This window comes from Fodinibius roseus (assembly GCF_900129315.1).
Taxonomy (GTDB): Bacteria; Bacteroidota; Rhodothermia; order Balneolales; family Balneolaceae; genus Fodinibius; species Fodinibius roseus.
Map to the genome: position 1 here is coordinate 101,831 of NZ_FQUS01000003.1, position 16,647 is coordinate 118,477.

Annotated in this window: 8 protein-coding genes; 7 read left to right on the forward strand and 1 reads right to left on the reverse strand. The window is 41.6% G+C overall.

The genetic code is table 11. The features are described 5' to 3' along the window. Positions 1 to 590: 590 nt before the first annotated feature. The 4 genes from BUB16_RS03530 to BUB16_RS03545 all read left to right on the forward strand — a co-directional run bounded on the left by BUB16_RS03530 (position 591) and on the right by BUB16_RS03545 (position 8,480). A complete protein-coding gene (locus tag BUB16_RS03530; protein WP_211483077.1) occupies positions 591 to 4,037 on the forward strand; it encodes a SusC/RagA family TonB-linked outer membrane protein in 3,447 nt (1,148 codons plus the stop codon). Positions 4,038 to 4,090: 53 nt separating this feature from the next. Next, a complete protein-coding gene (locus tag BUB16_RS03535; RefSeq protein ID WP_073059549.1) occupies positions 4,091 to 5,884 on the forward strand; it encodes a RagB/SusD family nutrient uptake outer membrane protein in 1,794 nt (597 codons plus the stop codon). 186 nt (positions 5,885 to 6,070) lie between these two features. Next, positions 6,071 to 7,249 carry an alpha/beta hydrolase family protein gene (locus tag BUB16_RS03540; protein ID WP_139240172.1) on the forward strand — a complete coding sequence of 393 codons (1,179 nt, stop codon included), beginning with the start codon at positions 6,071 to 6,073 and terminating at the stop codon, positions 7,247 to 7,249. A 106-nt stretch (positions 7,250 to 7,355) separates the two neighbouring features. Continuing rightward, complete coding sequence (locus BUB16_RS03545; protein ID WP_073059551.1) at positions 7,356 to 8,480, forward strand: alpha/beta hydrolase; 1,125 nt, start codon at positions 7,356 to 7,358, stop codon at positions 8,478 to 8,480. Between the two features lie 94 nt (positions 8,481 to 8,574). Here the strand turns inward: BUB16_RS03545 and BUB16_RS03550 are convergent, their stop codons facing one another. Beyond that, a complete protein-coding gene (locus tag BUB16_RS03550) occupies positions 8,575 to 9,666 on the reverse strand; it encodes a sulfatase-like hydrolase/transferase (protein WP_170864274.1) in 1,092 nt (363 codons plus the stop codon). Between the two features lie 368 nt (positions 9,667 to 10,034). On the opposite strand from BUB16_RS03550, the gene BUB16_RS03555 reads away from it, so the two are divergent. From BUB16_RS03555 to BUB16_RS03565, 3 genes are all read left to right on the forward strand, one after another. Then, positions 10,035 to 11,027 carry a FecR family protein gene (locus BUB16_RS03555; protein WP_073059557.1) on the forward strand — a complete coding sequence of 331 codons (993 nt, stop codon included), beginning with the start codon at positions 10,035 to 10,037 and terminating at the stop codon, positions 11,025 to 11,027. Between the two features lie 100 nt (positions 11,028 to 11,127). Beyond that, complete coding sequence (locus BUB16_RS03560) at positions 11,128 to 14,583, forward strand: SusC/RagA family TonB-linked outer membrane protein (protein ID WP_211483078.1); 3,456 nt, start codon at positions 11,128 to 11,130, stop codon at positions 14,581 to 14,583. 32 nt (positions 14,584 to 14,615) lie between these two features. Next, positions 14,616 to 16,400, forward strand: coding sequence for a RagB/SusD family nutrient uptake outer membrane protein (locus tag BUB16_RS03565; protein WP_084088012.1), 1,785 nt, complete (start codon positions 14,616 to 14,618; stop codon positions 16,398 to 16,400). Positions 16,401 to 16,647 lie beyond the last annotated feature (247 nt).

Sequence of the window (16,647 nt, forward strand, 5' to 3'; positions counted from 1 at the left end):
GTCGGGCTCAGACAAATATTTTTCTTATTCCTCCGCCTTGCGTCCGCCACCCGGGGCACTGACTTTTCAAGGCCACATGTTTACATCCTTGAAAACAAGGATACTCTTTCATCACAGTTTGTCTGGTCCATCCTGTACGGTATTTCTCGCAACAAGGAAAAAGTTGCCTTCCTTATTTCACCTTCTTTCAGAAAAAACGGATTTAGCGTAATACTTTTGCGATTGGCATCTGTAGTACTATCAAAGACGGCATAAATCGCAAGGATTTGATTATTGATGGACCACAGGTTGCGGCACTTGAAGGAAAGTGGCCCTAAAAAGCGGAGATACGGAAATGCGGCCAGTGCTCATCTGAATCGTAACAACGTAGGTGTATTGAGGCTCTCCGACAGCCAGATTACTTTTAAAAAAGCAAATGCCGAAAACTATGCAAGCTGGTTTGAAAATCGACTGAAATTTTCAGGGTTACCGTAGGGACAGGTGAATTGCCAATACGAACGCCTCTATTGAGTAGAACCGTTCTCTGTAATATTTGGGATAAAAAAACAGGTATTATTTAAACATTATACAACAAATCAATTGAAAGGGTTATGATTATAAGTGGCGAATACGAAAATGTTGATATAAGAAAAATAGAGGCGGTCCGAAGAGCACTTCTCTTGTTGTTTGCTGGGTTAATCATAATGGGACAGACAGCCTATGCCGGCCAGGCTAATTTGATCGGAGCGACGGCCTTATCATTAAATAAACCCGTCGATGAACAACAGCAACTTATTTCAGTTAATTTTAACAATAAGCCTTTGTCGGAGATATTGAACGAACTGGCTCAAGAAGTGAATGCAGGTTTTTCATATGATGCCAACATAATACCTCATAAATCGATTACGTATCAGGGTAAAAGTCAGTCAGTCTATACCGTACTGAAGGCTGTCCTCGAAGGGACCGGTCTATACATAACGTTATCTGATAATAGAAAAGTAGTTGTAATTAAAGAACAGAATGTGCAGCAAATAGGAAGGATTCAGGAGGAGATAAATGGGACAGTTACTGATGCACAGTCCGGGGAACCACTACCAGGGGTTAATATTTCTGTTGAGGGAACAACTACCGGAACTTCTACTAATGCAGCGGGTGAATATAGCCTCGAAGTACCGGGACCTGAATCTGTTCTTGTTTTTTCTTTCATAGGTTATAAAACCCAGAAAATAACGGTGGGAGAACAGAGTATTATTGATGTTGCTATGGAGCAGGATTTCGGCCGATTAGATGAAGTAATCGTAGTGGGGTATGGGACTCAGGAAAGACGAGATCTCACCGGATCTGTTGATCGAATTGAAGGCGAAGACTTTCAAAACCAAAGCGTGACAAATGTTACTGATATGCTGGCGGGAACTATCGCTGGTTTTAATGCGAATCAGGGAACATCAGCAGCCGGTGGGAGTTCGTTGGAAATTCGTGGACCTACATCTTTATCTGCCGGTACTGAGCCGATGATAGTCCTGGATGGAGTAGTTTACAATGGCAGTATCAGAGATATTAACCCAAATGATATTGAAACAATCGATGTATTAAAAGATGCAAGTTCTGCCGCGGTATATGGTGCAAGAGCTGCCTCGGGGGTAATACTGATAACTACGACCAAAGGTGATATCGGAAAGCCTACCATCGAATTCACTTCCAAGGTAGGGCGCACAGAGGTAGCCAGCCGGAATTATGGGCCAAGGGGACCCCAGGATTATATAGATTTCAGAACAGATTATTATCGGACTGTTCCGACTGATTTTCCTGAATATCACTTTATGAATCCTAATGAATTGCCAGATGGTATTACCCTCGAAGATTGGAGATCAACAGTGGGTTCTCCAAATTCAGATGATACGGTTGAATGGTTAAATCGTCTTAATTTTTATGGTGGTGAAATTGAAAATTACCAGTCCGGAAGAACTACAGATTGGTTTAATGAAGTCATGCCACCGGGATTACGGTTTGATAATGATCTGAGCATTGCTGGAGGAACAGAAAATGCCAGATATTATTGGTCTATTAATCAAATTGATAATGAAGGCATCATACAAGGTGATAAATTTGAAACTATTCAGACCAGATTGAATCTGGATTTCCAAGTTACTGATTGGTTAAGTGCGGGGATAAACGCGCAGTATGCTAATCGGGATGAAAGTGTAACAGAAGCCAGTTTAGGTCAAATGCTTCTGGTTACCCCGTATGGAAAAATTTATGATGAGGAAGGTGATCTGGAATGGTTCCCGGGGGGGTCTGAGAATGCACAAAATCCACTCATTAATACGCTGGGCCAAGAGAGAAACAGAATAATTAACAGTGCGTTTAGTTCCATTTTCGCTGAGTTTTTTCTACCGTATAATATTACTCATAAGATCTCATTTCAGCCTCGGATTCAAACAATTAGAGATTATAATTTTTGGTCACCTGAAACTATTATTGGCGGAAGATCTTATGAAGACGGACGGGCAACCCGACTGGATTTTCATGAATTTGAATGGATGCTTGACAATCTGTTGACATGGGAGCAGACTTTTGGTATCCATGATGTTGATCTAACATTACTTTACACCGTTGAGGAAGGTAAGACATGGCAGACAAGCACTTCCAATAATACCTTCCGCCCTACAACAAACCTTGGATATTCCGGGATTCAATTTGGAATTAATCCATCCCTTTCGTCCCAGGATACCAAGGTGACCGGAGATGGTATGATGGCCCGATTGAACTATACGCTGTTAGATAAATACCTGCTTACAGCCTCGGTTCGAAGAGATGGTTATTCTGCTTTTGGTCAAGAGAATCCGAGAGCGATTTTTCCGGCTGTTGCTCTGGCTTGGAATCTTTCGGATGAATCGTTTTTTGATGTTGATCTTATCAATCAGTTAAAATTAAGGGTTTCCTGGGGTAGAAATGGTAATCGGGCTATTGGGGCTTATTCCTCTCTTGCCCAATTAAGTGCCAACCAATTTTATAATGGATCCGAAGTTGAAATGGGGGTCTCAACTTCTTCCCTGGCAAATCCAAGTTTAGCCTGGGAGGAAACGGAGTCCATTAATTTCGGTATGGATGTTGGCATGTTAGATAATCGCATTAACCTGACGCTGGATTATTATGACATGACGACTACAAGTCTGTTGGTTAATCGCTCTTTGCCATCTATAACTGGATTTGATAATGTAACAACCAATCTTGGCGAACTTGGTAATAAGGGATTTGAGGCAACCATACGAACGAGAAATATTACCTCATCGAATGTTAACTGGAGATCTTCTCTTAATTTTTCTCTAAATCGCAACAATATTAAATCACTTTATGGCCAGACAGGAACATATACGTTGGCCGGACAACAATATGAAGGGGAAGTACCGGATTTTGAAAATGAATGGTTCCCCGGCCGTTCTATTCACGCGGTTTGGGATTATGATGTCCTTGGCATGTGGCAAGAAGAGGAGGTGGAACAGGCATCTGAATACAACTTAAGGGCCGGAGACATTAAAGCCCGTGATTTGGACGATAGTGGGACCTATGAAGCATTAGAGGATAAAAGATTTATTGGCCATACCGAACCTCGATTTCGAATAGGCCTGCGAAATGAAGTGGATTTTTGGCAAAATTTTTCTGCGTCTTTGTTTGTGCGCGCTGATCTTGGTCATATTCTTCCATTTCCTCAGGCGTTATCAGGATGGTCTACTTTTGATCGCAGAAGCACGCCCAATTATCCTTACTGGACACCTGAAAATCGCTCGAATGAATGGCCTGTCCTATCAAAGTCAACGCAGCCGTTTGGGGGAGGGATAATGCTTTATAAGCCTGCATCTTTCGTTAGGATTCAGAACTTATCAGTTTCTTATAATTTGCCTTCAGAACTAGCTCAGAGGATATTAATGCAAAGTGTACGAGTGTTCGGTTCTGCACGAAATTTATACAGTTTTGACAACTGGCCTGGATGGGATCCGGAATCAGCACATGATCCAATGCCAAGGACCTTTACGATTGGATTGAGTCTATCCATATAGTACTTGCGCCTAAATAAATTGAAAGAAATGCAATACAATAAAATACCCTGATTATGAAACGACTAATAACAAACGTGTTGATATTCTCAGTCTTGTTGATTTTTATGGGCTCATGTTCAGAGAATTTCCTCCAACCAGAACCTAAATCATTTTTTGCACCTGAAAATGTATTTCTGGATAGATCAGGACTTGAAGCTACGCTGGTTACAATGAAGAAAAATTTGCTAAGCGAACATGCTGGACAGAAAGATAATATATCCCATCAATTTCATGCTTCGGAAACGGGGTCTCCACTTTTACAGATGGATTATACCAACTTGACTCCCAGTACCGATCGGTATCAGCAATTTGTGAACCAGCTAAACAATATGTTTAATTATGTAAAGGATGCAAATACCGTAATAACAAGAATTGATGATATTGAATGGGAAGATGAACAAAGTAGAAACAAAGCTTTAGCTGAGGCCTTATGGCATCGGTCGTATTGGTATTATCGGATGGTTCACAATTATGGTGATTTGCCCTTTGTTTCTGAAGAAGTGCGTGGGGCAACTCTTGATTATAATACCCATAGCCGTTGGGCCATACTTGACCGTATTCAGGCAGATATGGAGTTCGCAATAGAATATCTTTCTGAAGCGAAAGGTCCACATAAAATAACGCTGGGAGCTGGAAATCACCTTTTGACAAAAATTTATCTTGCCAACATGGAGTGGGATTTAGCCATTGAAGCAGCAACCAGGGTTATTAATGGGCCATATTCCTTGATGACCGAGCGGTTCGGGGAAGATGCTGATGATCCAAAACGAAATTTACTATGGGATCTTCACCGCCCCTACAACAAAAATATTTCGGCAAATAACGAAACCATTCTCGCTACCGTTGACAGATTTGAAGCACCAGAGGAGGCACGAACTGCAGGTAGCTATTCCATGCGGATATACACCGCTTCCTGGTGGCATTCTAATAATAGGGATAGTGAGGGTAATGTAGCGTTTGTACGGGGAGGAGCAATGCATGATACCTTGGGAAATGGGAATCCTGACCATGCAGCAAGTGATTGGCATATGTATGATATCTGGGAAGAGGATGGTTACCATTGGAGTAATACCCCCGATCTGCGTCGGGCTGATATCAACTGGATTGATAAGCACGAGATAACAATAAACAATCCGGATTCCCCTGATTTTGGCGACCCTATGAAAGGAGAATGGATGGCAAATCCATCAGATAGCGTTTATACGCTCTTTGCATGGCCTTTCTACAAAGTTTATTCACCAGAGCAAAATCCAGCTTCGCTGCCCAATGGGGGACATGCTGACTGGTATATTTATCGTTTGGCTGAAACGTATCTTTTAAGGGCTGAAGCATACTACTGGAAGGGTAATCTACAGGCAGCTGCTGATGATATTAATATGATAAGGGAACGTGCAAATGCTCCACTAATTTCAGCCGGTGATGTGGACATTGACTATATATTTGATGAACGGGCTCGAGAGCTGTATGCCGAAGAACCAAGGCAAAACGAATTAAACAGAGTATCCCATATTATGGCTGCTCAAGGCATAAATGGATATAGTCCGGATAATTTACATGAAAACAACTGGTTTTACGATAGGGTTTATAATCTTAATAATCTATATCACATCAGTCCCGCACCTGTTGTCCTTGGGGAGTCACCCAAAATTGAACCCCGCCATTTTCAGTGGCCAATAGACGATGGAATCATCAATTCAAATGTTTTTGGTACCGTCAATCAAAATCGCGGCTACGCTGGTGCTCAAAATAATGAGCCTCCGATTGAAGAGATCCCAGAACCTGGCTATCAGACAGGACTGGCAAATTAGCCATAGATAGAGCTTTTACTCATATAGTGATGAAATCAGTTTTCGGGGATTTAAAAGTCGGTGATGACTTTGTATGAGTTATATCAGAACTAATTTTCAGTTAGACATAGGTTCTATAGACAATTTTTTTAAAAATATGACCAATAATCATAGTATGTCTTGTTGGAATGCTAAATGAAATATGGAATGAGAGAAACAACAAATAATGTCTTTGGATCAAATAAACAGGAGGTAAAGGATAACGGGATTAGTCGTAAACGGTTTTTGAGGTATGCAACTGTACTGAGTCTGTGTGCTACTGGAGTTGCCCCTGCTTGTATGCGCTACGCTACCACTGGAAATGGACAGGAGGGAACAAGGCTGGATCGTGAAAATCTTTTGATTTATCGTGATGAAAAAGGAGAAATCCGTCCTGTTCAGGCTGTAAGCGATTGGCTTCAGCGCAAAGAGAGTATCTTGAGCGCCATGCAAACAGTGATGGGACCATTCCCTGGAGAGAAGCAGCGTGTCCCCCTGGATCCCAGTATTAATTGGGAAGTTGATGAAGGCTCGTATATCATACGCTACATCTCTTATTCGTCTGATGCAGGGGAACGGGTTCCCGCCTACCTTCTTATACCGAAAGAGGCGCTTCATTCTGATACCCGATTTCCAGCACTTCTCAGCCCTCTCGGTACCGGTCAAAGTCAGGTAACATTTGGAGAGGATGCTATCGAGATGAAGAAGTTTCCCGTTTGGGACGACTATAGAGACTGGCCCCGGGAATTGGTTCAGCAGGGATATGTGACGCTTGTGCCATCTTACCCCATTCTCGGGGTATATAATCCCCATCTTGATGAACTTGGTTATCAAAGTGGGACTATGAAAGCTATCTGGAATAATGTTTGTGCACTTGATCTTTTGGATCAGCTCCCGTTTGTACGCAGTGGAGAATATGGCTCAATCGGGCATTCGCTTGGTGGACACAACTCTATTTTTACTGCCGTATTTGATGAACGGATCAAGGTTGTCGTTTCAAGTTGTGGTTTCGATTCATTTGTTGATTATATGGACGGGGATATTAGCGGCTGGTCACAAGAACGATATATGCCGAAAATAGAAAATTATGCGCTTGAGGAAATACCTTTTGATTTTCATGAGATGATTGCAGCATTGGCACCACGTGTTTGTTTTGTTAATGCTCCCCTTCAGGATAGTAATTTTAAATGGAAGAGCGCGGCGACTATCGTTGAATCGGCTATGCAAATTTATGAACTCTATGATGTTCCCGAACGGTTGCAGATAGCGCATCCCGACGCCGAGCATGCTTTTCCAAAGAAGGAGCGTATGCAGGCATACCAGCTTTTTGACCAGTATTTGGTTTAAATCGAATAGAAGTTAAGACAGATCTTTGCTGTGTCTACTCGTTCTTACTGTACGATCTAAATTAATCACTATGGCTGCCTCCTCATAAATCCCTAACTAACGACATATGTATCGATATCATCGTAAAGCAATATTATTCCTGGTGCCGCTAATTGTATTTTGCATAGTCAGTTGTACAAAATCCTCTGAATCAACGGACTCTTTTCAGTTTCGTGATGCCAGCGGTGAGGAACAGCGCATCACCAATATGGCTCAGTGGGAGCAAGAACGCTGGCAAATTTTGCAGGGAATGGAAGACGTGATGGGTGAATTGCCCCCGCGAACCGGGCTGTCTTCCTTGAATATCCAGGTGTCGGATACCCTGGAAACAGACCGTTATTATAGGTTGACCATACGTTTTACCGCTGCGGAAGGGGAAATCGTACCAGCCTACATGTATCTTCCTTTTCGGAAAAGTACATCAGGAAAACACCCCGCCATGCTTGTGTTGCATGGGACAGGTGATGGCGGAAAAAGACTGGTTGATGGCGAAAGCCCACGAGCAAATCGGGCCCAGGCGAAAGAACTGGCCGAGAGAGGATATATTGTTATCGCACCTGATTACCCGAGTATGGGAGAATTACGGGATTATGATTTTAGCAGTGATCGGTACAAGTCTGGCACCATGAAGGGGATCTTTAACCATATGCGCAGCGTTGATGTGCTGTTGGCCAGAGGGGATGTTGATCCGGAGAGAATAGGTGTGTTGGGACACTCACTGGGGGGACACAACGCTATGTTTGCCGCTGCTTTTGACCCGCGGCTAAAGGTTGTGGTTTCAAGTTGTGGGTGGACACAAATGGATTATTATGACATTGGACAGGTCGCCCATGAAGAGTATGGAGGACGCTTGGGACCTTTTGCCCAAGATCGGTACATGCCCCTGTTCCGTGATAAATATGGACTGGATGGAGATAAGATACCCTTTGATTTTCACGAAATTATTGCGGCCCTTGCTCCCCGCCCTTTTTTCTCTAATTCCCCGGTCAATGACGGTAATTTTGACGTAGAAGGTGTTAAAAAAGGAATTAAGGCCTCGGTGGAAGTTTACCGCTTTTTAGATGCGGAAGATAACCTGCAGGTTCGCTATCCTGAGGCGGGACATGATTTTCCTACAGAGGTCAGATTGGAGGCCTATCAATTTATCGATCAGAAGCTTGACCACACCCCCAATGACCATAATATTGAATAGTATCTTTATAGCTCCTTATAGATACTAATTAAGGGACATTAAATTTGACAAACTCTTGGGACCCAAAATATATTTCTTCTTCAAGCACCAAAAATTATTCCTGGTGAATCGCATTGTTCAGTTCTTTTTTCATTTTATCCACAATCTGTTCGTTATGGTTGTTAAGGGAATCGATTGATTTTAGATTGTTCCAATCCATTATACGATTTAGCCCATAAAATTCTCTCTCATACAACATAACACTACTATTTAAATAAGGATGTTTCGAAGAATTCGTCAACATTTTAGCTCGTATCGTAAAGTATCTTGCAAGAATTCTATTAAACTTAAGCAAACGGGAAGAAGACGGAGAATTATTACTTTCCCCTGTAATCAAATTATATAATATTCTGCCTGTTCCGCCATCCGCATTAGGAATTTGAACATCCATCAAATGAGCAATCGTAGGTATAATATCGATTTGGTCACCCCATTCTAAAGTGGAACCTTCCTTAACATTTGGCCCATAGAATATCGTAGGAAATTGCCAACTCTCTTCAGGTAAAATTGGATGCCAACCTGTCTTTGTTTGACCATGGTCAGATGTGACCACTAATAAGGTACCTTCCCATTTCCCTATTTTTTTCAACTCTGAAATGAACCTTCCCAGCTGTTTGTCTGCCTCTCTTACTGCATCAGTATAGGGCGATTCTTCATCCCAGATGTTATATTTATAGGGTTTATCATCATCAGCGGTATATGATTGATATCCCGCTCCACCAGCTGCTTGCAGATGCACTCGAATAAAGTCCAAGTCTTCGCCGTCTAATATTCTAATAGCCTTATCAACCGAAAATTTATCCGGACCATCTTTTTGTACAACAAATTGATACCCTTCGGTAATAGACTGGTAAGATGATGTATTAGCAACGAAAGCACTATTATCAAAACTGTGCTGGAGCATTCTTTGATTCGGTTCTAAGAAAATAGTGCCTGTCATCATCACAGGATTAGGATACGAAGAGGTATGAACCTCTGCATATTCCCCGTGGGTTGGATGATACGGCATAATGCCGTACGTTCTTTCTATCAGGGAGCCCTGTTTTGAAAGTTTTGAAAAATTAGGCATTTCTAATTTTATAGGAGCTTCGACATGCAATCCATCGATGATAAAAAGAATAGCTCGTTCGGGATTATTTTGTGCCATGCTTACCTGGTTTGCAAATGAAAATACAATCGCAAAGAGTACTATTATATATTTCATTTTTGCTATATAGGGTGTGTGACATTGATAGATTAGCCTCATATAAAAATTCCTGAAATTGGGAAAAGTTACATAATTATTACGTCCAGTTTACAATGTAATTAACAATTAAAAAGTCAGATATAAAATGTATTTGAATGATCAAATTAGCAATATTTAAATCCCAGTATTCAAAGACGCTTTGGTTAGATAGTATTCGTTTTCAATATCTCCAAAAATTTTTCAGAAAAAACTGATTTAGCGTAATACTTTTGCAATTGGCAACTGTAGTACTATCAAAGAAGGTAAAAATCGCAAGGATTTGATTATTGATGGACCGCAAACTGTTAAATAGATACTTCCGGGACGAATGCACAGAAGAGGAGGTGGACAAGGTGCTGGGTTGGTTTCAAACAGAAGAGGGACAAGCATTCCTGGAACAGGATATGGATCAGTCGGATGAGCAGTTAACGAAAGAAGAACAGCTGTCATTATACCCGGGAGTGGAAACCGAAAAGCTATTCAATCGTATCCAGCTGAATAAGAAAAAGAGGTATCAGAATAGCCGCTTGGTAGGCATCCGCGTTGCCTCCATTCTGTTATTGGTAGCGACATTTTCCTCCCTGGTTTACTGGAGTGGCATTACGTCAACAGTCAGTGATGAAAATCCAGAGCCGGTTTATACAACATATGTAACCGAGTCGGACCAACAGAAAGTGTTGACACTGTCCGACGGCAGCCGGATAAGACTGAATGAAGGAGCTAAACTGATTGTACCGGAGAAATTCAAAGCAAGTAAACGGGAAGTGAAGCTACAGGGGGAAGCCTATTTTGAAGTCGAAAGTAATGAGAAACAGCCTTTTTGGGTAAGAACGACAGGTTCTGTGGTCGAGGTGCTTGGGACCAGATTCAATGTCAGGGCTGATTCAGCTGCCAGGCAGGTTCAGGTTGCGGTACTTGAAGGGAAAGTGGCCCTTAAAAGCGGAGATACGGAAAATGCGGCCAGTGCTCATCTGAATCGTAACAACGTTGGAGTATTGAGGCTCTCCGACAATCAGATTACGATTGAAAACGCAAATGCCGAAAACTATGTAAGCTGGTTTAAAAATCGACTGAAATTTACCGGGGAGACGCTGGGACAGGTCAGTCGTCAGCTCGAGCGTCTCTATGAGGTGCAGATAGCATTCGAAAGTAACAGGCTGAAAGAGCTGCAACTGACAGCAGACATGGAAAAAGTCGATTTGAAAGAAGTGGTGACCACGATTTCAAATACCTTTGATATTCAATTCCGTATGAAGGAGGATCAAGTCGTCTGGATAGAGTAGAAACTGGTGATTTCCTGAATTCTTATTTAGAAGCTCATATGAATGAAAGTTTTTTAACAATAGCAGGCATAAAGCAGATTAATTAGAAGGGAATATAGTTATGAAAAATAGGTTTAGATATGGCAGCATGTTCGGGTTAAATATTAGCATGGTACCAAAAGTACTTTATCTGTGTTTCAGTTTTATTCTACTGGGACAGGCAGCTACTGCAGGTCAGTTGAGTCCAATCCAGGCGACTGCTTCGCTGTTAGATAACTCAACCCATAGCAATGAGTATTTCGTTTCGGTTCACTTCGAGAATGAGCCCCTTCCAAGTGTACTTCACAAACTGGCTCAAAAAGTAAATGTCGGGATTTCATACGATACTCAGGCAGTTCCTCCAAAGTTGATCACATATCATGGTCAAAATAAGTCGATATATACCGTTCTGGAAGCTGCTCTTGAAGGGACCGGGCTACATGTTACCTTATCTGAGAATAGAAAAGTAATTGTGATTAAGGCAAAAACACTGGAGCAATTTCCATTGGTTCAAGAAGCAATAACTGGAACGGTAACTGACGCCCAATCAGGAGAAACCCTGCCGGGAGTAAATATTATAGTAAAGGCAACAACCACAGGGACATCAACGGATGGAAATGGCACTTTTGAGCTGGAAGTCCCTTCCCTGCAGGATACCTTGGTTGTTTCTTTTATTGGATACCAAACCAGGGAAGTCCCTATTGATGGTCAAACTGAGCTTAACATAGCCCTGGAGCAGCGGGCAATATCGGGGGAGGAACTTATAGTAGTGGGGTATGGAACACAGGAAAGGCAGGATTTTACGGGTTCAGTAAGTCGAATAGAAGCCGATGATTATAATAAACAGTCTGTTTCCCAGCTTACTGAGATGTTGTCCGGAACTATCCCCGGATTTTATTCTCAGCAATCGGCTTCCCCTGCAGGTGGAGGATCTATGGAAGTAAGGGGACCAACTTCTATAAGTGCAAATACGGATCCCATGATTGTGCTTGATGGGGTTATTTATAATGGAAGTTTGCGGGATATTAACCCTAATGACATTGAAACAATCGATGTATTGAAAGATGCAAGTTCTGCAGCTGTGTATGGGTCAAGAGCTGCGAATGGTGTGGTGCTTGTAACTACTAAAAAGGGATCCAAGGGTGAACCAACTATCAGTTTTTCTTCTAAAGTAGGTGTGTCCACGCCAACAAAGGATAGAAAACCCTTGGGACCTGAAGAGTATTTGACATTTAGGGCGGATTACTTTAGGGAGACGACCAGAAATAATCCTACGATCTCAGAGCACTTTTATACTGATCCTGATAATCTTCCAAACAGCCTAAGTGTTGATGAATGGTTGGAATTAAATAGTAGTCCTAATCCCGATCCATACACCGAGTATCTTCAAAGGTTGAATCTGTATCCGACTGAACAAGAAAATGCTTTGGCTGGAAAGACTGTTGATTGGTATGATTCTGTAATGATGAATGGAATAAAGCAGAATTATGATATAAGTGTTAGTGGAGGATTGGAGAATCTAAATTACTATTGGTCAGTCGGATATTTAAACAATGAAGGGGTGATAAAAGGAGACGAATACTCGACGTTTCGCACAAGGCTGAACCTGGAATACGAAATCAATGACTGGTTGGTTGTAGGTACAAATACACAATATAGTAGTCGAGACGAGGGAGATACACCAGCAAGTTTAGGGTTAATGTATATTGCCAGTCCGTTTGGCGATGTACGTAATGAAGATGGATCTCTGAAATTACGTCCTTATGGTGACCCCAGCGCCTACAATCCGTTAATGAATTATTATGGGCATAATCGCGAGAGAAAAATAAACTCGATTTTTTCGAATCTATATACAGAAATTACCCTGCCTTTCAATATTGAATATGAATTTTCCTATCAACCCAGATTGTCTTATACCAATGAACTAAACTTTTGGGGGGGACAAACTATAACGGGTACCCAAACTTATCCGGGAGGATACGCTACCCGCGTCAACAGTAAAGTCAGTGACTGGATGGTGGATAACTTGTTAACGTGGGAAAAGGAGATTGGTATTCATGCTGTAAACCTGACTTTCTTATACAATGTCGAAAAAAAATCAAGCCTGTATGAAACGCAATCCAATCAAAATTTCGCGCCAAACGCGAATCTGGGATATCACGGGTTACAATTTGGAGATAGCCCGAATTTAAATAATATAGACACGAAAGAAACGGCAGATGCCTTGATGGGTCGGGTGAATTATACTTTGCTTGATAAATATATTCTGACCGCGTCAATTCGCAGGGATGGATATTCTGCCTTTGGACAGGATCAGCCGCGGGCTGTATTTCCGGCCTTGGCGGGGGCATGGAGGATATCAGATGAGGAGTTTTATAATACAGATTGGCTCGTCAACAGACTAAAATTAAGGGTATCCTGGGGTATAAACGGCAACCGATCAATTGGAGCCTATTCCGCTTTGGCTTCGTTAAGCTCTACGCTCGATTATGATGGATCTAATGTTAAGGTTGGAGTTGAGAATTCCTCTTTAGCAAATGAAAGTTTAGCCTGGGAACAAACTACTGCTCTTAATTTTGGAGCTGATATTGGTATGTTAAATGACCGGTTAGGTATTAGTGCCGATTATTATATAGGTACTACCAAGGATGTATTAATGAATCGACGGTTACCTATTATTACAGGTTTTTCAAATATTACGGCCAATCTGGGTGAATTGAAAAACAGTGGATTGGATGTCAGTATAACAAGTAACAACATTATAAAGCCAGCGTTTTCCTGGAGTACCGACCTGGCATTTTCCTTCAATCGGAATGAAATTGTATCTTTGTATGGGGATTTCGGTGAATATACTTTGTTGGGGGAACAGAGAAGGGGAGAGCTGCCGGACTTTTCAAACAATTGGTTTCCCGGTCACGCTATAGATGCCGTATGGAATTATGATATTACAGGTGTTTGGCAGACGGGAGAGGCTGAACAGGCTGCAGAATACAATATGTTGCCAGGAGACTACAAGGCTGAGGATGTAAATAATGACGGCAGTTATGTAGATGTAGAAGACAAACAGTTTATCGGGTACACTAAGCCTCGATTCCACGTAGGATTAAGAAATAATTTTAATATGGGACCGTTCAGTGCCAATATATTTATCAGGGGTGACATAGGTCATCTTATCCCGTTTAATGAGGCCTTAAGAGGCACTTTGTCCCATGACAGGCGGAATTATGACATGGGCCCCCTTCCCTATTGGACAGCGGAGAATAGGAACAATGAATACGCCCGTTTAAGACCCAAACATACTGCATATGGGGGCGGATTAAACTTTTATGAGCCGGGGACCTTTGTTCGAGTCCAGGATGTAACACTAAATTATTCTTTTCCTCACTCCCTATTAGAAAAGTTTGATATAAATACAATGAGTATATATTTATCGTCACGTAATTTGCTGACATTTGATGATTTTGCGGGATGGGATCCGGAATCAAGAATGACCCCTATGCCAAAAACCTTTACCGTCGGCATTGATTTGTCATTATAAATTTCTGCTAAATTTGTAAAAAAGGATACGATATGAAGATTATGAATATAAATATAAAAGTCTGGCTGATAGGCGGGTTAATATTTTCAGCTTCATTGTTGAACTCGTGTACCGATAACTGGCTTGCACCTGACCCTCTCTCGACGTTCACACCCGAAAATGTATATGTAGATGAAGAGGGATTTGAATCTCTGTTGATAACGATGAGAAAAAATATCAAGGATGAACATTATGGTTTTTTTAGCTGGTCAACAGCTGAATATGTGTCATCTGATTTGGCGGTAGGGGGGTACGGACCTGATTTCTCATTTCTCACACCTACAGGTACTCCAGAGCGATACCCGGTGGATGATATGTTTGGTGATATCTACGAGTATTTGAAGGATCCGAATGTATTAATCTCTCGCATTGATGAGGTTGAATGGCAAGATCAATCAATACGTAATCGACTTCTTGCAGAAGCTTTTTGGCACCGTGCCTATTTATACTATCGATTAATCCATTCCTATGGAGATGTGCCCTGGATTGGTGAAGAATTAAAAGGGGCCAAGCTTGATTTTACAACTCATACCAGATGGGCGATTTTAGATAAAATTCAAAGAGATTTGGAATGGGCTGTAGAATGGATGCCTGAGTCCGCTCCTCCCAGAGTACCTACAAAATATGCCGGTTGGCATCTGTTAGCAAAGATTTACTTGGCTAATACAGAGTTTGATAAAGCAATTGAAGCTGCTACAAATGTAATTAATGGTCCTTTCGCACTGATGACCAATAGGTTTGGAAGTTGGTCAGACGATCCTGCCCGTAATGTGATTTGGGATCTTTTCAGGCACGAAAATATTTATAACGGCCAAAATACAGAGACTATATTGGGTTTGGTAGATAGAGCAGAAGCCCCGGAAGAAGCGCGGAGATACCGATCTATGGCCGCAAACTTTAATCCTCATTGGTGGGATGTAAAGGATGTAGATGGCCAGAGAGGCATTGAATACCCATCAGCACTCATGGATACCGTTATGAGAGGACAAGGTATTACGGTATCGAACAAGTATTTTCAATATAAAATATGGGGAGATGAAAATAGTTCCTGGGAAACGACTACGGATCTTAGGAGATCGGATATAAACTGGATTGAAATGAGAGAAATTCGATATAATGTAGCTGATTCCCCTAACTTTGGCGAGCGTATCGAACAGCGGTGGTCGACTCCAAGTGACACTACATTGAGATGGTTTCCCTGGCCTCATTATAAAACATATAATCCCACAAGTCAGGAAGAAAGCACTTGGGGAGGAGGTAATGGTGATTGGTATCTGTTTCGTCTTGCTGAAACTTATTTAATAAGAGCCGAAGCATATTACTGGAATGAGCAATTAGCTCAAGCCGCTGCTGATATTAATGAGGTTAGGTTACGTGCAAATGCTTCCTCCATTACTGGTGCTGATGTAACAATAGACTATATATTTGATGAGCGAGCACGTGAGTTATACATGGAGGAACCTCGCCATACGGAGATGGTGAGGGTTTCAAATATAATGGCCAGGTTAAATATAAATGGCTATGACTTGGACAATATTGGCCAACAAAGCTGGTGGTATGACCGAGTAATGAGAGTTAATGATCTGTACAATCAACCTCCCGGCACTTGGTGGAGTAGTCAATCTGTTACTATTGAACCATATAATATTTACTGGCCGATACCACAAAATATAATTACAGCAAATACCCAGGGTACAATCAATCAAAACTATGGTTACGAAGGGTATCAAAATAACAGTACACCACTGGACACAATTGAAGATACGATTGAAAAATAACTCTGACCGGCTGTTTAAATTCAGAGATTTCAATTTCTAAATAACTGACCCGAATGTAACTGTTCTTCATGTTAACATGCGATGAATTTAAACTGTTGATTATCTGCAAATAACTGGATAATAGGTTTATATCTGCAGTAATGAGGTATTGCAATTCATTGTATATTGAGGATTACGTTCTGGGACTGCCTTCAATATTTTACAATCGATCATGGAGGCTTGTGAGATGGTGTATCAAGCTTTTTAA